19 protein-coding genes are annotated in these 21280 nt (G+C 70.1%); 1 reads left to right on the top strand and 18 read right to left on the bottom strand.

What is annotated here, in order from left to right; genetic code table 11:
* Positions 1-151: 151 nt before the first annotated feature.
* The 6 genes from DEJ22_RS06260 to DEJ22_RS06235 all read right to left on the bottom strand — a co-directional run bounded on the left by DEJ22_RS06260 (position 152) and on the right by DEJ22_RS06235 (position 7093).
* Positions 152-1525, bottom strand: a complete 1374-nt coding sequence (locus tag DEJ22_RS06260) for a glucose-6-phosphate dehydrogenase (protein WP_111225816.1) — start codon at positions 1523-1525, stop codon at positions 152-154.
* Positions 1526-1725: 200 nt separating this feature from the next.
* Positions 1726-2142, bottom strand: coding sequence for a cytochrome c oxidase subunit 4 (locus DEJ22_RS06255; protein ID WP_111225815.1), 417 nt, complete (start codon positions 2140-2142; stop codon positions 1726-1728).
* Positions 2143-2146: 4 nt separating this feature from the next.
* Positions 2147-3883 (bottom strand): aa3-type cytochrome oxidase subunit I, encoded by a 1737-nt coding sequence (gene ctaD / locus DEJ22_RS06250; RefSeq protein WP_111225814.1) that lies wholly within the window; start codon positions 3881-3883, stop codon positions 2147-2149.
* A gap of 11 nt (positions 3884-3894) precedes the next feature.
* Positions 3895-4797, bottom strand: coding sequence for an aa3-type cytochrome oxidase subunit II (ctaC, locus tag DEJ22_RS06245; RefSeq protein ID WP_111225813.1), 903 nt, complete (start codon positions 4795-4797; stop codon positions 3895-3897).
* Between the two features lie 291 nt (positions 4798-5088).
* Positions 5089-5463 (bottom strand): HesB/IscA family protein, encoded by a 375-nt coding sequence (locus tag DEJ22_RS06240; RefSeq protein WP_111225812.1) that lies wholly within the window; start codon positions 5461-5463, stop codon positions 5089-5091.
* A gap of 184 nt (positions 5464-5647) precedes the next feature.
* Positions 5648-7093 carry a dipeptidase gene (locus DEJ22_RS06235; protein ID WP_111225811.1) on the bottom strand — a complete coding sequence of 482 codons (1446 nt, stop codon included), beginning with the start codon at positions 7091-7093 and terminating at the stop codon, positions 5648-5650.
* Between the two features lie 51 nt (positions 7094-7144).
* Between DEJ22_RS06235 and DEJ22_RS06230 the strand changes: the two genes are divergently transcribed.
* Positions 7145-7720, top strand: coding sequence for a DUF3043 domain-containing protein (locus DEJ22_RS06230; RefSeq protein WP_111225810.1), 576 nt, complete (start codon positions 7145-7147; stop codon positions 7718-7720).
* 217 nt (positions 7721-7937) lie between these two features.
* On the opposite strand, the gene DEJ22_RS06225 is transcribed toward DEJ22_RS06230, so the two are convergent.
* From DEJ22_RS06225 to ftsZ, 12 genes are all read right to left on the bottom strand, one after another.
* On the bottom strand, positions 7938-9014 hold the full coding sequence (locus tag DEJ22_RS06225; protein WP_111225809.1) for a quinone-dependent dihydroorotate dehydrogenase: 1077 nt from the start codon (positions 9012-9014) through the stop codon (positions 7938-7940).
* Positions 9011-9511: a transcriptional regulator NrdR gene (nrdR, locus tag DEJ22_RS06220; RefSeq protein WP_111225808.1), complete on the bottom strand. Its 501-nt coding sequence runs from the start codon at positions 9509-9511 to the stop codon at positions 9011-9013. Before nrdR ends, DEJ22_RS06225 begins: the two co-directional genes overlap by 4 nt.
* Before the next feature lie 70 nt (positions 9512-9581).
* Complete coding sequence (gene hisD, locus DEJ22_RS06215; RefSeq protein WP_111225807.1) at positions 9582-10892, bottom strand: histidinol dehydrogenase; 1311 nt, start codon at positions 10890-10892, stop codon at positions 9582-9584.
* Entirely contained in the window at positions 10892-11716 is an 825-nt protein-coding gene (locus DEJ22_RS06210; RefSeq protein WP_111225806.1) for a hypothetical protein, read from the bottom strand. The genes hisD and DEJ22_RS06210 overlap by 1 nt, the downstream gene beginning before the upstream one ends.
* 7 nt (positions 11717-11723) lie before the next feature.
* Entirely contained in the window at positions 11724-15206 is a 3483-nt protein-coding gene (gene dnaE / locus DEJ22_RS06205; RefSeq protein ID WP_502862527.1) for a DNA polymerase III subunit alpha, read from the bottom strand.
* Between the two features lie 599 nt (positions 15207-15805).
* On the bottom strand, positions 15806-16735 hold the full coding sequence (locus tag DEJ22_RS06200; RefSeq protein WP_111225804.1) for an RluA family pseudouridine synthase: 930 nt from the start codon (positions 16733-16735) through the stop codon (positions 15806-15808).
* Positions 16732-17427, bottom strand: coding sequence for a signal peptidase II (lspA, locus tag DEJ22_RS06195; protein WP_258379502.1), 696 nt, complete (start codon positions 17425-17427; stop codon positions 16732-16734). The genes DEJ22_RS06200 and lspA overlap by 4 nt, the downstream gene beginning before the upstream one ends.
* Before the next feature lie 2 nt (positions 17428-17429).
* Positions 17430-18122 carry a DivIVA domain-containing protein gene (locus tag DEJ22_RS06190; protein ID WP_181430638.1) on the bottom strand — a complete coding sequence of 231 codons (693 nt, stop codon included), beginning with the start codon at positions 18120-18122 and terminating at the stop codon, positions 17430-17432.
* Positions 18123-18306: 184 nt separating this feature from the next.
* Complete coding sequence (locus tag DEJ22_RS06185; protein WP_220033739.1) at positions 18307-18603, bottom strand: YggT family protein; 297 nt, start codon at positions 18601-18603, stop codon at positions 18307-18309.
* Positions 18604-18676: 73 nt separating this feature from the next.
* Positions 18677-19243, bottom strand: coding sequence for a cell division protein SepF (locus DEJ22_RS06180; protein ID WP_111225802.1), 567 nt, complete (start codon positions 19241-19243; stop codon positions 18677-18679).
* A 43-nt stretch (positions 19244-19286) separates the two neighbouring features.
* Positions 19287-20006: a YggS family pyridoxal phosphate-dependent enzyme gene (locus DEJ22_RS06175; protein ID WP_111225801.1), complete on the bottom strand. Its 720-nt coding sequence runs from the start codon at positions 20004-20006 to the stop codon at positions 19287-19289.
* Positions 20007-20014: 8 nt separating this feature from the next.
* Complete coding sequence (gene ftsZ, locus DEJ22_RS06170; protein ID WP_111225800.1) at positions 20015-21178, bottom strand: cell division protein FtsZ; 1164 nt, start codon at positions 21176-21178, stop codon at positions 20015-20017.
* Positions 21179-21280 lie beyond the last annotated feature (102 nt).

The following is a 21280-nucleotide window of genomic DNA, read 5'->3' as shown; positions in this document are numbered from 1 at the left end:
GAGGCGGGTCCTTCCGGCATCCAACGCGCGGATCAGCATCCCAGGTCGGACGCGATGGGAAGGAACGGTCGCACAGACGGACGGGAGGCACGGTGCCAGCTGGCACCGTGCCTCCCGTCCGTCAGGTGGCTCCGTCAGGAGACGCAGTCCGTCAGGACGACGACTCCCAGTCGGCCGGACCACGCGAGCCCGCGCGGTACTCCTCGAGCGGGACGTCGCCCGACTTCCACGCGTCGACGACCGGCTCGACGATCTCCCAGCAGCGCTCCGCGACGTCGCCGCGGATCGAGAGCAGCGGGTCGTCGTGGAAGATCCCGTTCAGGACCTCGCCGTAGGGGGTGAGCTCGCCGTCGTCGAAGGACGACGACAGGGTGACCTGACCCATCTCGAACGGGTTGCCGCCACCGTTCGCCGAGACGCTCAGCTCGATCTCGTCCGGGTTGAGGACGATCCGCAGCGTGTCGGCCTTCGGGCGACCGGACAGACCGGAGGGCAGGCGCGTCACGGGCTTGAAGGTGATGAGGACCTCCTTGCGGCTGGCACCGAGCGCCTTGCCGGAGCGGAGGGTGAAGGGCACGCCCTTCCAGCGGGCGGTGTCGACCTCGACCTCGATCTCGGCCAGGGTCTCGGTGCCGCGCGACTTGTCCACGCCGTCCTCGGCCTGGTACGACGGCAGCTCCTTGCCGTCGATCGTCCCTGCCGTGTAGACGGCGCGGCGCGAGGCGGTCTTCGCGTCGTCGCCCTTGAGGCGGGTCGACCGCAGGACACGGGCGAGGGACGAGCGGAACTCGACCGAGTCGATGGCGGCGGGGGCGTCCATCGTCACGAGGCCGAGGATCTGCAGCAGGTGCGACTGGATCATGTCGACCAGGGCGCCGGCCTCGTCGTAGTACTGCGCGCGGTTCTCGAGCCCGAGCGTCTCGTCGTAGAAGACGTCGACCTTCTCGATGTTGTCCGCGTTCCAGATCGGCTCGAACAGACGGTTCGCGAAGCGCAGACCGATGATGTTGAGGACCGTCGTGCGACCGAGGAAGTGGTCGGTGCGGTGCACGCGCTCCTCGGGGACGAGCTCGAGCACGGTCTTGTTCAGGGCCTCGGCGCTGGCGACGTCGGTGCCGAAGGGCTTCTCGAACGCCAGGGTCGTGCCCTCGGGGAGCTCGACGCCCTGCAGCGCCTCGCAGATGTCCGACGCGATCTGCGGCGGCAGCGCGAAGTACAGGATGGGCTCGGCCTCGGCCGCGTCGAGCAGGGCCTTGAGGTGCTCGGGGTCGGTCGGGTCGCCCTGGATGAAGGTCGTGGACTCGAGCGTCGCGTCGACCTCGGGACCCTTGACGTCCTGCGACGCGAAGGAATTCGTGACGACGTCCTTCCACTGCTCCGCGCTGCGGGCGCTGCGGCCCGTGCCGATCAGCTGGACGGGGACCGCTCGACCGCTCTGCAGGAACGTGCCGAGTCCCGGGAGCAGCAGGCGGGAGGCGAGGTCGCCCGTCGCGCCGAAGATGATGAGGGTGCGCTTGTCGGTCACCGGAGGTGAGTCCTTTCGCTGTGGGGTGGGGTCCGCCTGAGGTCAAGCCGTGTGCGGGCCGGTTGATTCCCGGCGTACCCGTCTCGGCCGTGGATGACGTGTCCGGGAGGGTACGAACCGGTGGTTCTGGTGCGGACGCACTTCGGGCGGCACCGGATGTGGTGCCGCCCGAATGTGTCAGGTGCGCTGCAGGCTGCGGATCAGTGTCCGAAGTTGCCGCGGTAGTACTCGTAGACCCAGCCCACGAGGGTGACCGTCACGAGCGCGAGCCCGATCGGGACGATCCACAGGCCGGCTGCGAGGCCGAGGAAGCAGATCCCCGTGGAGGCTGCGAGCAGGATCGGCCACCACGACCAGGGGCTGAAGTGCCCGAGCTCGGCGTCGCCGTCCTCGATGTTCGCGTCGGCGCGGTCCTCCGGGAGGACGCCGCCCTGCGAGGACATGACCTTCCCGAGGTAGAACGCGATGAACGCGGACATGATCCCGGTGAGGCCGATCGCGACGGTGCCGACCCACTCCGGGCGACCGTAGTAGATCATCGCCCAGATCGTGTAGGCGGCGTCCGCGATGATGAAGAAGACGAACAGGATCCAGAACAGGTTGGTGTTGGCGCGCATGGCGTTACTTCACCTCGCCCTTCGCGGCGTCGTAGGTCGGAGCGTCCGGAGCGTCCTTCGCCGGACCCACACCGATCGGCACACCGGCCTCGGGGTGGTTCAGGTCGAATGCCGGGGACTCGGAACGGATCCGCGGGATCGACGTGAAGTTGTGGCGCGGCGGCGGGCAGCTGGTCGCCCACTCGAGCGAGCGGCCGTAGCCCCACGGGTCGTTCACGGCGACCTTCGGCGCGTTCCGGGCGGTCACGTAGACGTTGAAGATGAACGGCAGGAACGAGATCGCGAGGATCATCGAGCCGATCGTCGACAGCTGGTTCATCCAGGTGAAGCCGTCGTTCGGCAGGTAGGTCGCGTAACGACGCGGCATGCCGATGACGCCCAGCCAGTGCTGGATGAGGAACGTCGTGTGGAAGCCGATGAACAGGAGCCAGAAGTGGATCTTGCCCAGGCGCTCGTTGAGCATGCGACCGGTCCACTTGGGCCACCAGAAGTAGAAGCCCGAGAACATCGCGAACACGACGGTGCCGAACACGACGTAGTGGAAGTGCGCGACGACGAAGTACGAGTCGGACACGTGGAAGTCGAGCGGCGGCGACGCCAGGATCACACCGGTGAGACCACCGAAGGTGAAGGTGATGAGGAAGCCGACGGCCCAGAGGAGCGGGGTCTCGAAGGTGACCGAACCACGCCACATCGTGCCGACCCAGTTGAAGATCTTCACGCCGGTCGGGACCGCGATGAGCATCGTCATGAGCGAGAACCACGGGAGCAGGACGCCACCGGTGACGTACATGTGGTGCGCCCACACCGTGACCGAGAGGGCGGCGATGGAGATGGTCGCGTAGACGAGGGTCTTGTAGCCGAAGATCGGCTTCCGGCTGAAGACCGGGAACACCTCGGAGACGATGCCGAAGAACGGCAGCGCGATGATGTAGACCTCGGGGTGGCCGAAGAACCAGAAGAGGTGCTGCCAGAGCAGGGCACCGCCGTTGGCCGGGTTGTAGATCTGTGCGTCGAACACGCGGTCGAGGCCGAGGCCGAACAGCGCGGCGGCGAGCACCGGGAAGGCCATCAGGACGAGCAGCGACGTCACGAGGGTGTTCCACGTGAAGATCGACATGCGGAACATCGTCATGCCCGGGGCACGCATCGTGATGATGGTCGTGATGAAGTTCACGGCACCGAGGATCGTCGAGAAGCCGGTCATACCGAGGCCGAAGACCCAGAGCGTCCCACCGAGGCCCGGTGTGAACGTCGTGTCACTCAGCGGCGCGTAGGCGAACCAACCGAAGGACGCGGCGCCCTGCGGGGTGAGGAAGCCGCCGACCGCGATGAGCGAGCCGAACAGGTACAGCCAGAAGGCGAACCCGTTCAGACGCGGGAAGGCGACGTCCGGCGCCCCGATCTGGAGCGGCATGATCGCGTTCGCGAAGCCCGAGAAGAGCGGCGTCGCGAACATCAGCAGCATGATCGTGCCGTGCATCGTGAAGAGCTGGTTGTACTGCTCCTTCGTCGCGACGACCTGCAGGCCGGGCTCGAAGAGCTGGGCACGGATCACGAGCGCCATCACACCTGCGAGCAGGAAGAAGATGAACGAGGCGATCAGGTACATGTACCCGATGGTCTTGTGGTCGGTGGAGGTGATCCACCGGACGATGATGTTGCCCTTCCGACCGACCTTCGACGCCTGGAAGTCCGGCGTCGTCGGCGCTGTCGGCTGGCCGACGAGTGACGTTGTCATCTGACGAGCCCCTACTTGTTCTCGCTCGACGCCTCGACCGGCGCCTGGTTGTTCGGTTCGTTCGTGTTGGTGTCGTACTCGTTGCCGAGCAGACCGACCTTGCCCTGCTCGCGCAGCGTGTCGAGGTACTGCTGGTACTCGGACTCGGACACGACCTTGACCTGGAAGAGCATCAGCGAGTGGTACTCACCGCAGAGCTCGGCACACTTGCCCTGGTACGTGCCCTCCTTCTGCGGGATGAAGTACTCGTAGTTGGTCTTGCCCGGGAGCATGTCCTTCTTGTAGAGGAAGTCGATGACCCAGAAGGAGTGGTCGACGTCGCGCGACGAGAGCTCGATCTCGACCTTCTTGCCGACCGGCAGGTAGAGCGTGGGGAGCTGCGACTCGTCGATCGAGCCCTTGCCGTTCTCCTCTTCCTGGGCCTGGATGCCCTGGTAGTAGACGCTCTCCTGCGGGTTGTCCTTGTCGATGTAGTTGAAGTCCCAGGCCCAGCGCTTGCCGTAGACGTGGATCGTCGCGTCCGGGTCGTCGAAGGGCTGCTCGATCGCCGACTGGTCCTTCGCGGTGAAGGCGAAGAAGCCGAGCACCAGGATCAGCGGCACGATCGTGTAGAAGATCTCGAGCGGCATGTTGTACCGCATCTGCACCGGCAGGCCGGTCTGGCCCTTGCGACGGCGGTAGACGATGGCGGCCCAGATGACGAGGCCCCACACGATGAGGCCGACGGCCAGGAGCACGATCCAGCTGGTGGTCCACAGGCCGACGATGCGGCTCGTGTGGTTCGTGACGTCCTTCGTCTCCTCGGTGCCCGGGAGCCATCCGTTCATCTGCTGCTGCGTGCAGCCAGCCAGTGCGATGACCAGACCGACGGCCACCGGGACGGCCGCCCAACGTATACGGCGATTCGAACGCACTGTTACCTCTCGGAAGACGTTGCGGGGGGTCGGCGGCGCGGATGTGACTGGCACAGAGGCCGCACGATGCTCGCTCCCAGCTTGGTTGGAACACTCCTAGCTTACTCGCAGCTGGTGACGTCTCGCGCACACCCGACACGGGCGCGGCCGCGATCCGCAGCTCCCGGACGGCGCTTTCCCCCGGTCGCGGCGGGCGTGGACACCGCCACGAACGACGAGCGGGGAGCGGCCAGATCGGTCGCTCCCCGCTCGCGTGTCGGTTCGGTCGGCGGACAGGACGCCGCCGGGGCGTCAGTGGAAGCTGTCGCCGCACGCGCAGCTGCCCTGCGCGTTGGGGTTGTCGATGGTGAAGCCCTGCTTCTGGATCGTGTCCTCGAAGTCGATGGTCGCGCCGTCGAGGTACGGGACGCTCATCTTGTCGACGACGACCTCGACCCCGCTGCCGAACTCGGCCGTCGCGTCGCCGTCGAGCAGGCGCTCGTCGAAGTAGAGCTGGTAGATCAGGCCCGAGCAGCCGCCGGGCTGGACGGCGAGGCGCAGACGGAGGTCGTCGCGGCCCTCCTGCTCGAGGAGGCTCGCCACCTTCGCCGCCGCCGCGTCGCTGAGCGCGACGCCGTGCGCGCGTGCGTCCGTCGCCGGTGCGTTGTCGATGATGGTGTCGCTCATCCGCGCGTCTCCCTCCGGGCGGTGTCGGTCACCGCGCCTGGGTCGATTGTAAGCACGGGAGCCGACAGGTCGGGTCGTCCGTCCACAGGTCGGGACCGGACCTCGGACGGGAGGCCCGTGGCGGCGTCGCCACGGGCCTCCCGTCCGGTGCTCCCCGCGTCCGTCGCGGAGCGGGCTCCCTGCGTCAGGCGCGCGTCGCGAGGCGCGCGAGCAGGATCGCCTCGGACACGATCGCGCGGTGCAGCACGCCGAGGTGCTGCGACTCGTTCGGGCTGTGCGCCCGGGTGTCGGGATCCTCGACACCCGTCACCAGGATCTGCGCCTCCGGGAACTGGGCGGCCAGGTCCGAGACGAACGGGATCGACCCGCCGATGCCCTGCTCGACCGCGGGGTTGCCCCAGCCCTCGTGCATGGCGGTACGGGCCTCCTGCACGGCCCAGCCGGCGGTGTCCACGAGGAACCCGTCACCGGTGTCGACCTCGGTGATCTCGAGCTGCGCGCCGAACGGCACGTGCGCGCGGAGGTGCCGCTCGACGGCGGCGTACGCGTCGGTGGCCGACTGGCCGGGGGCGACGCGGACGGACACGCGGGCGGCCACCGTGGGCAGCAGCGTGTTCGACGCGTTCGCGACGCTCGGCACGTCCATGCCGGTCACCGTGATCGACGGCTGGAACCACATGCGCGACAGGACCGGTCCGGTCCCCACCGGCTGCACACCCGGGAGCAGGGCCGCGTCGACGACGAGCTCGGCCTCGGAGCGCTCGGGGACCTCGGCGTCGTACGCGGTGAGTCCCTCGACGGCGACCGAACCGGCGTCGTCGTGCAGCGAGGCGAGGAGACGCACCATCGGGATCATCGCGTCCGGGGCCGCGCCGCCGAACATGCCGCTGTGGCTCGCGTGCTCGAGCGTCGTCAGCGTCGCGCGGAACGTCACGTTGCCCCGGAGCGAGACGGTGATCGAGGGGACGTCGACCGACCAGTTGTCGCTGTCGGCCACGACGATGACGTCCGCGGCCAGGTGCTCCTCCTGCTCGCGCAGGAAGGTACGGAACGAGCGGGAGCCGAACTCCTCCTCGCCCTCGACGAAGAGCACGACGCCGAGGTCGAGGTCGTCGCCGAACCGTGCGTGCAGCGCGCGGAGCGCGGCGATGTGCGTCATCACGCCGGCCTTGTCGTCCGAAGCGCCCCGGCCGTACAGGCGGTCACCGCGGAGCGTCGGCTCGAAGGGCGGGGTCTCCCACAGTCCGTCGTCGCCCTGTGGCTGCACGTCGTGGTGCGCGTAGAGCATCACGGTCGGCTTCCCGTTGCGCGCGGGGCGCACGGCGAGGACCGCGGGCTGGCCGAGCTCGCGACCCGCTTCCTGCGCGCCTGCGGTCTCCCCCTCGACCGCGGAGCGGACGATGCGGACGGCGTCGTCAGCGAACACCCCCGTGGAGCGCGCCAGGTCCGCGACCGCCTCGGCGCTCGCCTGCACGTGCGCCGGGTCGAACGCCGACCACGACACCGACGGCAGTCGGACCAGCGCGGAGAGGTCGGCGATCGTCGTCGGCAGCCCTCCCTGCACGTGTTCGCGGAGGGCGTCGAGGAGCGCGGGGTCGGTCGCGGGGCTGTGCTGGTCGGTGTCGGTCATGTCCCGTAATCTAGAGGAGATCCAGCACGCAACCGCAGTCAGGAACGCACCGTGGCGAAGGCAGCCCCCAAGACCAACACGACCGTCAACCCGTCCGAGGACGAGCTCCTCGAGTCGGGCAAGGGCCGGCCGACGCCGAGCCGTCGTGAGCGCGAGGCCGCCAACCGTCGCCCGCTCGTCGGCAACAGCCCGCAGGACAAGAAGGCCGCCCGCGCGCGTCTCAACACCGAGCGCGAGAAGGCCCGCGTGGGCATGGCCAACGGCGAGGAGCGCTACCTGCCCGCCAAGGACAAGGGCGAGCAGCGGAAGTTCGTGCGCGACTGGATCGACGCGCGCTGGAACGTGGGCGAGGTCATGATGCCCGTGCTCGTGCTGTTCCTCATCGTCGGGTTCGCCGCAGCGCAGACCGTGCTGGCGTCGTACTCGCTGCTGCTCGTCTGGGCGTTCGTGGCCCTGTTCGTGCTCGACTGCATCGTGCTCTGGCTGTCGCTCCGCAAGAAGCTGACCGCGAAGTTCGGCGAGATGCAGCGCGGCACGTTCCTCTACATCCTCACCCGGGCGTGGCAGCTGCGCTTCCTGCGCCTGCCGAAGCCCCAGGTCCGTCGCGGGCAGTACCCCTCGCTGTAGGCACCACGTCACGAGCGCCGTCCGGCCGAGCCGGGCGGCGCTTCGTCGTTCCCGGATCCCGTGGCACCACGACGCGCTGTCCGATCGCACCGAGGTTCCCCGACTCGCCGCGGGCGGAGCGCCGAGGTCGCAGGTCCGGCGCTGTCGCTCCTCGACGTGCCGCAGTTCCGGAACCTCGGGCGCTGGTGCCGGACGTGCGTGCTGGGCGTCGAGGGCGCTAGCGTGCTGCGCGCCGCAAGCGGCGTCGCCGCAGCCGGTTGATCCGCGTCGCCCAGGTCGGCCCCTCGTAGAGGAACGCCGTGTAGCCCTGCACCAGCGTCGCACCGGCGTCGATGCGGTCCTGCACGTCCTGCTCGCTCGTGACGCCGCCGACCGCGATGACGCAGAAGTCGGCGGGCACAGCAGCCCGGACGCGGCGCAGGACCTCGAGCGACCGGGCAGCGAGCGGCGCTCCGGAGAGGCCGCCGGCGCCCATCGCCTCGACCTCGGCGGCGGGCGTCCGGAGCCCGGTGCGGGCGATGGTGGTGTTGTTCGCGATGATGCCGTCGAGCCCTAGGTCGACCGCGAGCCCGGCGATCGCGTCGATCTGCTCGTCCGTCAGGTCCGGCGCGATCTTCACCAGCACGGGCGTGCGTCCGGCGGCGTCGTGGACGGCCGACAGCAGCGGGCGGAGCTGGTCGGCTTCCTGCAGTCCGCGCAGGCCCGGCGTGTTCGGCGAACTCACGTTCACCGCGAGGTAGTCGGCGAACGGCGCGAGCAGCCGGGTCGACTCGAGGTAGTCGTCGACGGCGTCCTCGACCGCGACCACCCGGCTCTTGCCGATGTTCACGCCGATGACGGGCCGGCCGGGGTTCCGTCGCGCGCGTTCCAGTCTGCGCGCCGCACGGGCAGCGCCGTGGTTGTTGAAGCCCATCCGGTTGACGAGGGCCTTGTCGCGGATGAGACGGAACAGCCGGGGCTTCTCGTTGCCGGGCTGCGCCTGCGCCGTGATCGTGCCGACCTCGACGTGGCCGAACCCGAGCAGTCCGAGTCCGGCGATGCCCTTCGCGTCCTTGTCGAACCCGGCCGCGAGCCCGAACCGCGAGGGGAAGTGGATCCCCATCGTCGTGATGCCATCGGCCGCGGACGGACGCGAGTACCGCTCGACCGCACCACTGAGGAACGGCACCTTCGGCAGCACCCGGATCACCGCGAACGCGATGTGGTGCGCGCGCTCCGGGTCCATGTTGGCGAAGACCGACCGGAAGACGACCGCGTAGCCGTTCCGGATGACGCGCTCGGCGACCCCGCTCATGCGCCACCGCCGGACGAGCCCGGGCCGGTGGCCCCGGACGCCTGCGCCGCGTGGTGGTCGAGACGCAGCTGCGCGATCGCCTCCTCGAAGTCCTCGAGCGTGTCGAACGCCTGGTACACGCTCGCGAACCGCAGGAACGCGACCTCGTCGAGTTCCCGCAGCGGCGGCAGGATCGCGAGGCCGATGTCGTTGGCGTCGATCTGGCTCGACCCCGACGACCGCACGGTCTCCTCGACGCGCTGGGCCAGCACGGCGAGGTCGCCGTCGGTCACCGGGCGCCCCTGGCACGCCTTGCGCACGCCGGAGACGATCTTGTCGCGGCTGAACGGTTCGGTCACGCCGTTGCGCTTCACGACGTTCAGCGAAGCGGTCTCGGTCGTCGAGAACCGACGCCCGCAGTTCGGGCACTGGCGGCGGCGGCGGATCGAGGTGCCGTCGTCGCTCGTGCGGGAGTCGACGACGCGGGAGTCCGGGTGGCGGCAGAAGGGGCAGAACATGTCGTGCCCCAGGCTATCGGCTCGACGCGTCCCTCAGGGTCCCGATGACGCGCCTGTGGACTGTCGGCGATCAGGCGCGGCTCGTGCGCTCCGTCACCGCTGCACCGTGCCCGGGGAGCTGCTCCTCGGTCGCGAGGGCCACGATGTGCGGAGCGACCTGGGCCAGCGCGTCCGGCGTGTAGCGGATGACCTGCTGGGGACGCAGGAACGTCGACGCCGACAGGCCCGAACCGAACCGCGCCTGACCGCCGGTCGGCAGCACGTGGTTCGACCCGGCGAGGTAGTCGCCGAGGCTCACCGGCGTGCTCGGCCCGACGAACACCGCACCGGCCGCATCGATGTCGGCCAGGACGGCGTCGTCGTCCGCGGTCTGGATCTCCAGGTGCTCCGGGCCGTACGCGTTGCTCACGGTGGCGGCGTCGGCCAACGAGTCGACCAGGACGACGGCGGACTGCGGGCCGTCGAGCGCGGTCTGGAGGCGCGCAGCCGTCCCGAGCGCCGCCACACGCTCCGGGATCGCGGCCTCGACCGCGTCGGCGAACGCGGCCGACGTGGTCACCAGCACGCTGCCCGCCTGCTCGTCGTGCTCGGCCTGGCTCACGAGGTCGGCGGCGACGTAGCCCGGATCGGCCGTGTGGTCGGCGATCACGAGGATCTCGGTCGCCCCGGCCTCGGAGTCGATGCCGACGACACCGCGTACCAGGCGCTTCGCCGCCGCGACGAAGTTGTTCCCCGGACCGGTCACGAGGTCGACGGGCTCGAGGCCGATCTCCGCGACGCCGAACGCCAGCGCGCCCACTGCCCCGGCGCCGCCCATCGCGTAGACCTCGTCGATCCCGAGCAGACCAGCGGCGGCCAGGATCGTCGGGTGCACCTGACCGCCGTGGTCCCGCTGGGGCGGCGACACGAGCGCGATCGAGCCGACGCCGGCGACCTGGGCCGGCACGACGTTCATGACGACACTCGACGGGTAGACGGCCTTGCCACCCGGCACGTAGAGACCGACGCGACGCATCGGCTGCCACCGCTGCTGCACCTGGGCGCCGTCCGCCAGGGTCGTGACCGAACCGGCGGGCACCTGCGCGGCGCTGGCGGCACGGACGCGGCGGATCGCCTCGTCGAGGGCATCGCGCAGCTCCGGGGCCAGCCCGGCGACGGCGGCAGCGATCTCGGCCGCGGGCACACGGACGTGCTCGGGTGCACCACCGTCGAAGCGCTCCGCCTGCTCCTGCAGGGCGGACGCACCGTGGTGCCGGACCGCCTCCACGAGCTCGCGGGCCGCGTCGACGGCGTGCGAGACGTCACCGACGGCGCGCGGCATGAGGCGGAGGAGTTCGGCACGGGCGGGCAGGCCGCCGCGGAGGTCGATTCGCTGCATCATCAGGCGTCCAGCGTACCGGCGGCACCGGACAGGAGCGCGTCGACGACGGGTCCGTGGTGCCGTGCCCGGTCGGGGTCCCACCCGCCGAGCAGCTGCAGGGTGAGGACGCGGAACGCCAGTGCCCGCACGAGCACCTGCGACCACTCCGGCACGTCCGCGACCACCCCGAGTGCCGCGAGTCGTTCGACCTCGACGCCGTGCCAGCAGACGGCATCGACGGCCGCGATCGCCGCGGCGTACCCGACCGGCCGCCAGGAGGGCGCCCAGTCGAACACAGTGGGCGGTTCTCCCGGTGCGAACAGCACGTTGCCGAGCAGGTCCCGGTGCACCAGCTGCGTCGGCGACCGGACGGGGCGGAACGCGGCGGCCAACCGGTCGAGCGTCGGATCAGCCGGCAGCGGTCCGGTCCCCCAGACGGCGCGGTCGGCCCGGCTCCACGCGTCGTCCACCGAGTCGAGGAACGCCGGGCGTCCGAGCCCCGCCACCGCACGGTGGAACGCCGCACCGACACGGATGACGTCCTCGACGCGGTCCGGGGCCGTCGCGCCGGCGCACCACGTCCAGGCCTCCCAGCCGTCCGTCGTCCAGCCGCCGGCGTGCGTGGGTACCGGCCGCGGGGTGCGGAACGCATCCGTGTGCTCGAGGCGGGCGAGCACGTCCGACCGCCACCGCGCCTCCCGCACGTCACCGTGCGGACGCAGGACGACCGATCCGGCGCGCCACGTGGTCCCGCGGCCCCCGGGGAGCCGTTCGGGCTGCTGCCCGGCTGCCCCGAACGTCCGGAGCACCGCGGCCGACGGCCGCGGTGCTCCGGACGTGGACATCGGGGACCTAGACCAGGCAGCGCGGGCCGAGCAGGCTCTTCAGCTCACCGAACAGGTCGGGCGTCAGGTTGACCGGGAACGGCAGCTCGAAGGTCCGTGCGACGTCGTCCTTGAGCAGGCGGAGCCGCACCTCGGTCTCCCCCTGGTGCCGGCCGAGCACCGCGGCGAGCTCCGTGACGGTCGTCGTCGTGGCCTGCCGCTCCGGCAGGGACAGCGTCAGCGGTCCGGAGCCCATCGCATCACCGACGTTGGGCTGGAACATGCTCACCGCGTGCAGGGCCTTGCCGTCGTCCCGCACGTTCACGCGCCCGCGCAGCACGACGATCGAGTCGGCCACGAGCGACGGCCCGAACTCCTGGTACGTCTTGCCGAGGAACATGACGCCGATCTCGCCGCCGAAGTCCTCGATCTGCACGATGCCGTAGGGGTTGCCGCTCGACTTCGCCACGCGGTGCTGCACGCTGGTCAGGAGCCCGGCGACCGTCACCGTCTCGCCCTCGATGCCGTCGTCCGCGGCGATGAGGTCGGCGATCGTGATCGACTGGTGCTTCGCCAGTTCGATCTCGAGCCCGGCCAGCGGGTGGTCGGACACGTACAACCCGAGCATGTCGCGCTCGAAGGCGAGCTTGTCGCGCTTGGCCCACTCGGGACGGTCGGGTACCTGCGAGACGGGCGCGGCGGTCGGCTGCTCCTCGGCGACCTCGGCGAACAGCGAGTCGAAGTCGAAGCCGACGTTGCCGTTGGCCTCGTCGCGCTTGACCTTGACCGCGCTCTCGACCGCGCCCTCGTGGATCTCGACGAGGGCCCGGCGCGTGTCGCCGAACTCGTCGAACGCGCCAGCCTTGATGAGCGACTCGACCGTGCGCTTGTTGGCGGACGAGATCGGGATCTTCCGGAGGAAGTCGTGGAACGACTCGAACGCACCCTTCTCGGTGCGCGCCTTGACGATGTCGTCGACGACGTTGAAGCCGACATTGCGGATGGCGCCCATGCCGAAGCGGATGTCGTCGCCGACGGCCGCGAAGAACCCGATCGACTCGTTGACGTCCGGCGGCATCACCCGGATGCCCATGCGGCGGCACTCGTTGAGGTACAGCGCCAGCTTGTCGCGGGCGTCGCCGACACTGGTCAGCAGCGCCGCCATGTACTCGGCCGGGTAGTGCGCCTTGAGGTACGCCGTCCAGAACGACACCACGCCGTACGCCGCCGAGTGCGCCTTGTTGAACGCGTAGTCGGAGAACGGCAGCAGGATGTCCCACAGGGTCTTGATCGCAGCGGCCGAGTAGCCGTTGTCCTGCATGCCCTTCTCGAAGCCGGCGTACTGCTTGTCCAGCTCCGACTTCTTCTTCTTGCCCATCGCGCGGCGGAGGATGTCCGCCTGCCCGAGCGAGAAGCCCGCGACCTTCTGCGCGATCGCCATGACCTGCTCCTGGTAGATGATCAGGCCGTAGGTCGTGCCGATGATGTCCTGCAGGGGCTCCTCGAGCTCCGGGTGGATCGGCGTGATCGGCTGCTCGCCGTTCTTGCGGAGCGCGTAGTTCGTGTGCGAGTTCGCACCCATGGGGCCCGGACGGTACAGCGCGATGAGCGCGGAGATGTCCTCGAAGTTGTCGGGCTTCATGAGGCGGAGCAGGCCGCGCATGGGCCCGCCGTCGAGCTGGAAGACGCCCAGCGTGTCACCGCGCTGGAGCAGCTGGTAGGCAGCCTCGTCCTCGAGCCCCATCGTCTCGAGGTCGAGCTCGATCCCACGGTTCGTCTTGATGTTGTCGAGGGCGTCACTGATGATCGTGAGGTTCCGGAGCCCCAGGAAGTCCATCTTGATCAGGCCGAGCGACTCCGCTGCTGGGTAGTCGAACTGCGTGACGATCTGGCCGTCCTGCTCGCGCTTCATCACCGGGATGATGTCGATGAGCGGCTCGCTCGACATGATCACACCGGCGGCGTGCACACCCCACTGGCGCTTCAGGCCCTCGAGCCCGAGCGCCGTGTCGAACACCGTCTTCGCCTCGGGGTCGGTCTCGACGACCGTCCGGACGTCGACCGCCTCCTTGTACCGCGGGTGGTCTTTGTCGAAGATCCCGGTGAGCGGGATGTCCTTGCCCATCACGGGCGGCGGCATCGCCTTCGTGAGCTTCTCGCCCATGCCGAAGGGGAACCCGAGCACGCGCGAGGAGTCCTTGAGCGCCTGCTTCGCCTTGATGGTGCCGTACGTGACGATCTGCGCGACGCGCTCCGACCCGTACTTCTCGGTGACGTACTTGATCGCCTCACCGCGGCGCCGGTCGTCGAAGTCGACGTCGAAGTCGGGCATCGAGACGCGGTCTGGGTTGAGGAAGCGCTCGAAGATCAGACCGTGGCGGATCGGGTCGAGGTCGGTGATGCGCATCGCGTACGCCACCATCGACCCGGCGCCGGAACCACGGCCCGGCCCGACGCGGATGCCGTTGTTCTTCGACCAGTTGATGAAGTCGGCCACCACGAGGAAGTACCCCGGGAAGCCCATCTGGTTGATGATCCCGACCTCGTAGTCGGCGCGCTCCTGGACCTCGCGCGAGATCCCGTCCGGGTACCGGTACTGCAGGCCCTTCGCGACCTCCTTCTCGAACCACGAGTGCTCGGTCTCCCCCTCGGGCACGGGGAACTTCGGCATGTAGTTCGCGGCGGTGTCGAACTCGACGTTGCACCGCTCGGCGATCAGCAGCGTGTTGTCGCAGGCCTCGGGGTGGTCGCGGAAGACGTGCCGCATCTGCTGCGGTGTCTTCAGGTAGAACTCGTCCGCGTCGAACTTGAAGCGGTTCGGGTCGTTCAGCGTCGAGCCGGACTGCACGCACAGGAGCGCCGCGTGCGACTTCGCGTCGTGCGAGTGCGTGTAGTGCAGGTCGTTCGTGCCGACGAGCGGGATGCCCAGGTCCTTCGAGATGCGGACGACGTCCTCGATGACGCGGCGTTCGATCTCGAGCCCGTGGTCCATGACCTCGGCGAAGTAGTTGTCCTTGCCGAAGATGTCGCGGTAGTCCGCGGCGGCCTTGAGCGCCTCGTCGTACTGGCCGAGGCGCAGGCGCGTCTGGATCTCCCCCGAGGGGCAACCCGTCGTCGCGATGATCCCCTCGTGGTACTGCTCGAGGAGCTCGATGTCCATGCGCGGCTTGAAGTAGTAGCCCTCGATCGACGCCCGGCTCGACAGCCGGAACAGGTTGTGCATGCCCGTCGTGTTCTCGGCGAACATGGTCATGTGCGTGTACGCGCCGGAACCGGACACGTCGTCACCGCCGCCGTCACCCCAGCGCACGCGCGTCTTGTCCGAGCGGTGCGTGCGCGGCGTGATGTAGGCCTCGGTCCCGATGATCGGCTTCACGCCACCGGCCTTCGCGGCCTTCCAGAACTCGAACGCGCCGAACATGTTGCCGTGGTCGGTGACCGCGACCGCGGGCATGCCCTGCGCAGCGGTCTCGGCGACGAGGTCGTTCAGCCTGGCAGCGCCGTCGAGCATCGAGTACTCGCTGTGCACGTGCAGGTGGACGAAGGAGTCGGAATCCGACACGGGACCTCCGGTTTCGACGAGGACTGCTGCGGGGCGGGACAAGCCTAACCGGCAGCACCGACGTCTTCCGCGTGTCCGGCACCCCCGCGGGCGGCGTGCGGCGTGGGGCGTGCGGCGGCGACCCGAGCGGTGCGGCCGCGCGAGCGGGCAGGACACGCCGCCCGCCGTCCGCCGCGCGGGCGGAAGGCGTCGGCACTGGCCGCCGACCGTGACGGATCCTGCCCGCTCGGGGCAGGCGGCAGACGCGACGAGGGGACGGACGGGAGGCGCACGGTGCCGCCGCCACGCGCCTCCCGTCAGGACGCGGCGGGCTCGACGGACGATCGCCCCCCTGTCGCACGACGTGCCGCTCAGCTTCCCCGCGGGCGGCATGTCGTACGACCGGGACGACCGCCGACGGCATGTCGTGCGACCGGACGAGGCGGGCCGCCCTCGGCCGAGCGGCGACCGGGAACGGCGGGCCGACCCCGGCAGGCCGAGGCAGGCTGGTCCGAGCCGAGCCGAGCGGTCCGGCCCCGCCGACCCAGCGACGCCGCCGCGCCGGCCGACTACGCGGACGCGGCCCGGATGCGGTCGAGCGCCGTCTGCAGGTCCTCGGGATAGTCCGCCGAGTACGACACCCACTCCCCCGTGCGCGGGTGCTCGAACGCGAGCCGGACGGCGTCGAGCCACTGCCGCGTCAGCCCGAGCTCGTTCGCGAGCACCGGATCGGCACCGTACATCGTGTCGCCGACCAGGGGGTGCTTCGTCGCCGCCATGTGCACACGGATCTGGTGCGTGCGCCCCGTCTCCAGGTGCACCTCGAGCAGCGTCGCGGACCGGAACGCCTCGAGCGTCTCGTAGTGCGTCACGCTCGGCTTGCCGTCGGCCGTGACCGCGAACTTCCAGTCGCTCGACGGGTGCCGACCGATCGGGGCGTCGATGGTGCCCGAGGTCGGGTCCGGGTGGCCCTGCGCGAGCGCGTGGTAGACCTTCTCGACCGTCCGCTCCTTGAACGCCCGCTTGAGGTGCGTGTAGGCGAGCTCGGTCTTCGCGACCACCATCAACCCCGAGGTGCCGACGTCGAGCCGGTGCACGATGCCCGCGCGCTCGGCCGCCCCGGAGGTCGCGATGGTGAACCCCGCGGCCGCGAGCCCACCCGGCACGGTCGGGCCGTCCCAGCCGGGCGACGGGTGCGCGGCGACACCGATGGGCTTGTCGACGACGACGATGTCCTCGTCGTCGTGCACGATCCGCATCCCGGGGACCTCGACGGGCACGATGCGCGGAGGCTCCTTGGGCGACCACTCGACCTCGAGCCACGAGTCGGCGTGCAGACGGTCGGACTTGCCGACCTCGACGCCGTCGACACGGACACCGCCCGCTGCGACGACCTCGGCCGCGAAGGACCGCGAGAACCCGAGGAGCTTCGCGATGGCCGCGTCGACGCGCTCGCCGGCGAGGCCGTCGGGGACGGGGAGGGAACGCTGCTCGCTCACGTCGCGTCGTGTCCGAGGACGTCGCGACCGTCACGCGGCCCGCGGGGGTCGGACTCGGCGGCGATCGACCGGGAGGCACGACCTGCCTGCGCGGGGTCGGCGGATGCCGTCGATGTGGCCGGTCCCGCCTCCGCGCGAGCGGCAGCGGCCTCGGCTGCGCGCTGCTCCTTCGCCGACGGTGCCCGGGTGCCGTCGAGGTTGACCCCGAGGATCACCAGGAGGACGAAGACCACCATGCTGACGCAGATGAACGCGTCGGCGATGTTGTAGATCGCGGGCATCATCCACGGCGTCGAGATGAAGTCGACCACGTGTCCGCGACCGAAGCCGGGCTCGCGGAAGAGCCGGTCGAGCAGGTTGCCCAGCGCTCCGCCGAGGAGCATGCCGAGCACGATCGCCCACCACATCGACCGGATGCGCCGGGCGAAGACGATGATGCCGACGACGACGGCCGTCGAGACGATCGAGAACACCCAGGTCATGTTCACCGCGAACGAGAACGCCGCACCGGGGTTCCGGACGTAGAACAGCTGCAGGGCGTCGCCGAGCACCGCCACGGGCTGGCCGTAGGGCAGGTTCGCCACGACGAGGGCCTTCACGCCCTGGTCGAGCACCACCACGACGACAGCGGCGAAGGCCAGTGCCGCGATCGCGCGGACACTGACCTTCGCCGATGGTGCTGGTCGGACCAACGTCAGTTGCCGAAGCCCTGCGCCGAGGCCGGCGCGGGGGTGAGGCCGGACTCCTGCGAGCCGGACCCGTCGAGCTCGGCGAGCTGACCCTGGATGTAGCTCTTGAGCTGCGCACGGTAGTCGCGCTCGAAGGTGCGGAGCTCGTCGATCTTGCCCTCGAGCTGGCGCTGCTCCTGCTCGAGCACCGCGACGCGCTGCCGGTTGGTGTTCTCGGTGTCGGCGATGATCTGGCGCTGCTTCGCCTCGGCCTCGGAGACCAGGCGGGCGGCCTGCGCGGTGCCCTCGGCGATGAGTGCGTCGCGCTTCTCGATGCCCTCGCGGACGTGCTCCTCGTGCAGGCGACGAGCCAGCGTGAGCAGGTTCGTGGTGCCCTCGGTGTCCTCGTCGGCCGGCACGGTCGACGGGGCCGGAGCAGCGGCGACGACCGGCGCGGGCTCCGGAGCGGCGGCGACGGGGGCCGGCTCGGGCTCGGGGGTCGGGGCCGACTGCTCGGCGGGCTGCTCGACCGCGGCCGGCTTCGGCGCCGACTCGGCAGCCTGCAGGCGCTGGCGGAGCTCGTCGTTCTCGGCCGTCAGGCGGCGGAGCTCGACGACGACCTCGTCCAGGAAGTCGTCGACCTCGTCCTGGTCGTAGCCTTCGCGGAACTTCGTCGGCTGGAACCGCTTGTTGACTACGTCTTCCGGCGTCAAAGCCATTGCCGTCACCTCAATAGAACTGCTGAACGTGTGGAACCACTTGCGTCGCGACCGAATGTACCAGCCGCGTCGAGCGGTGCGGATGTCCGCCGGAGCGGACATCGATCCCGACCACCGTACACCGGGGGCGGGGCGGAACCGTGACCTTCGTCGTGGCGTGGCGCGTGTCGCGGCCGGACGGTGGTCAGAACGAGCGTGCGAGCGCACCCACGACGACCCGCAGGATGATCACCACGAGCATGACGATCGTCCAGCCGAAGTCGAGCGCCACGGGCCCCAGCCGCATCGGCGGGAGCAGGCGTCGGACGAACCGGATCGGCGGGTCGGTCAGGGTGTAGACGACGTCGGCGACGACGAGCATCGCGCCACGGGGACGCCAGCTGCGGTTGTACGCCTGCACGATGTCGAACGCGAACCGGCCCCACATCACGAAGAAGTAGAGCAGGAGGGCGAAGGAGAGGATCCCGAAGACCAGTGACACGATGGGGCTCGCTCGGCTCGGGTGCGTCCGCCGTCACGGCGTCCGCACGGGGCGGGGTGAACCGGGGTACGGCTCAGGACTGGGCGAAGAAGGACGCCTCGATGTCGGACTCTACCTCAGCCGGCTCACCGCTCACCGCGACGTGGGCGGGCGACAGCAGGAAGACCTTGTTCGTGACGCGCTCGATCTTGCCGTAGAGGCCGAGCGACAGGCCCGACGCGAAGTCGATCATGCGGCGGGCGTCCGACTCGGTCATCTGCGAGAGGTTGATGATGACGGGGATGCCGTCGCGGAAGCTCTCGGCGATGGACTGGGCGTCCTTGTACTCGCGCGGGTGGACGGTGAGGATCTCGTTCATTTCCTGGACCGGGGTCGCCTTCTGTGCGGTCGTGTGCGAGCGGCGGAGCGGGGTGACCTGGGCGCCGCGCTGGTGGGTGTGCGTCTTGGGCTCGGCGGGTGCTGCCGCCGGGGCTGCGGCGGCCGGCGCGGCAGCAGCGGGCGACTCCGGCGCAGCGGCCTGGGCCGCAGCCGGAGCGGCGGCCTGGCGCGTGGGCGCGGGGGCCGGCTGCTGCTCGTCCTCGTACAGTTCCTCGTCGGCGAGGCCGAGGTAGACCATCGTCTTCTTGAGCGGGTTGGCCATGGTTCCTCCGGAGGTCGGTGCTCGTGGGTGCCCTGCAACGAGGCTAGGGCGCGACCGGCCGGTTTCCCGTGATTGCGGTCCCGATCCGCAGGTGTGTCGCGCCCTCGGCGATCGCCTCGGCGAAGTCACCGCTCATCCCCGCCGAGATGTCGGTGGCGTCGGGGGCGAGCGCGACGACCCGCGACGAGATCCCACGGAGCCGGGCGAACGCACGCCGGGGCTCCTCGTCGAGCGGCGCGACCGCCATGACGCCGCGCAGCCGGATGGTCCCGGTGGCCAGGACGCGCTCCACCATGGCGTCGACGTCGTCCGGCTGCACACCGCCCCGACCGGGGTCGTCGGTGAGGTTGACCTGCACGAAACCGTCGATCACCCGCGGGTCCGGCTCGGTCTCGGTCGGCGCGAAGGCGTCGACGACGGAGGCCCGGTCGAGCGACTGCACGACGTCCGCGTACCGCCGCGCCTGCCGCGCCTTCTTCGACTGCAGCTGCCCGACGAAGTGCCAGGTCAGGGCGAGGTCGGCGAGCTCCGTTGCCTTGGACTGCGCCTCCTGGTGGCGGTTCTCCCCCACGTCGGTGACACCGAGTCCGGCGAGCTCGCGGACGAGCCCGGCCGGGTGGTACTTCGTCACCACGACGAGCGTCAGCTCGTCGCTCGACCGTCCCGCAGCTCGTGCCGCGGCGGCGATGCCCGACCTGACGGACGCGAGACGCGCCTCCAGTCCGTCACGGTCGACGGAGGGGAGGCGCGCATCACCTGCCACGGGAGGGCTTACTTCAGGAAGTCGGGGACGTCGAGCTCGTCGTCGTCGTCGAACGCCGGGTCGGCGGCGCGACGCACGGGCGCCTCGTGCTCCTGGGACGCCCAGGACGGCGCGCTGGTCGCGGTGTCCTCGATCGCACCGGTGCCGGCCGTACCGGACGCGGCCGCACCGCCCTGCTCCGGGTCGACCCAGCTGGAGCGACGCTCCTTCTGCTGCGAGCTCGGCTCGCCACCGTCGAAGCCGGCGGCGATGACCGTCACGCGGACCTCGTCGCCCAGGGTGTCGTCGATGACCGCACCGAAGATGATGTTCGCCTCGGGGTGGACAGCCTCCTGCACCAGGCGGGCGGCGTCGTTGATCTCGAAGATGCCGAGGTTCGAGCCACCCTGGATCGACAGCAGCACGCCGTGCGCGCCGTCGATCGAGGCCTCGAGCAGCGGCGACGCCACGGCGAGCTCGGCCGCCTTGATCGCCCGGTCCGCGCCGCGGGACGAGCCGATGCCCATGAGCGCCGATCCCGCGCCCTGCATGACGCTCTTGACGTCGGCGAAGTCGAGGTTGATGAGACCCGGGGTCGTGATGAGGTCGGTGATGCCCTGGACGCCCGCGAGCAGGACCTGGTCGGCGGTCGCGAAGGCCTCGACCATCGAGATGCCGCGGTCGCTGATCTCCAGCAGGCGGTCGTTCGGCACGACGATGAGCGTGTCGACCTCGTCCTTGAGCGAGGCGACGCCGTTCTCGGCCTGGGACTGGCGGCGCTTGCCCTCGAAGCTGAACGGCTTCGTGACGACACCGATGGTCAGCGCGCCGATCGACTTCGCGATCCGGGCGACCACGGGCGCACCACCCGTACCGGTGCCGCCACCCTCGCCTGCGGTGACGAAGACCATGTCGGCGCCCGCCAGGGCCTCCTCGATCTCCTCGGCGTGGTCCTCGGCGGCGCGACGGCCGACCTCGGGGTCCGCGCCGGCGCCGAGCCCGCGGGTGATCTCGCGGCCGACGTCGAGCTTGACGTCGGCATCGCTGAGCAGCAGTGCCTGCGCGTCGGTGTTGATCGCGATGAACTCGACGCCGCGGAGGCCGAGCTCGATCATGCGGTTCACGGCGTTCACGCCGCCGCCGCCGACACCGACGACCTTGATGACGGCGAGGTAGTTGTGGTTCGTGGTCACGTCAGTCGGGCCTCCGGTTGAACCCTCAACCTCTACTTGAAGTTCAGGGGCAATGCTGGTAGATGTGGTGCTTCCTCGACGCTACGGGTGCGCTCCGCACGC

The organism is Curtobacterium sp. MCSS17_007 (assembly GCF_003234175.2).
Lineage (GTDB): Bacteria > Actinomycetota > Actinomycetes > Actinomycetales > Microbacteriaceae > Curtobacterium.
Note: the sequence above shows the minus strand (reverse complement) of the source record. Positions and strands in the feature narration are given on the sequence as shown.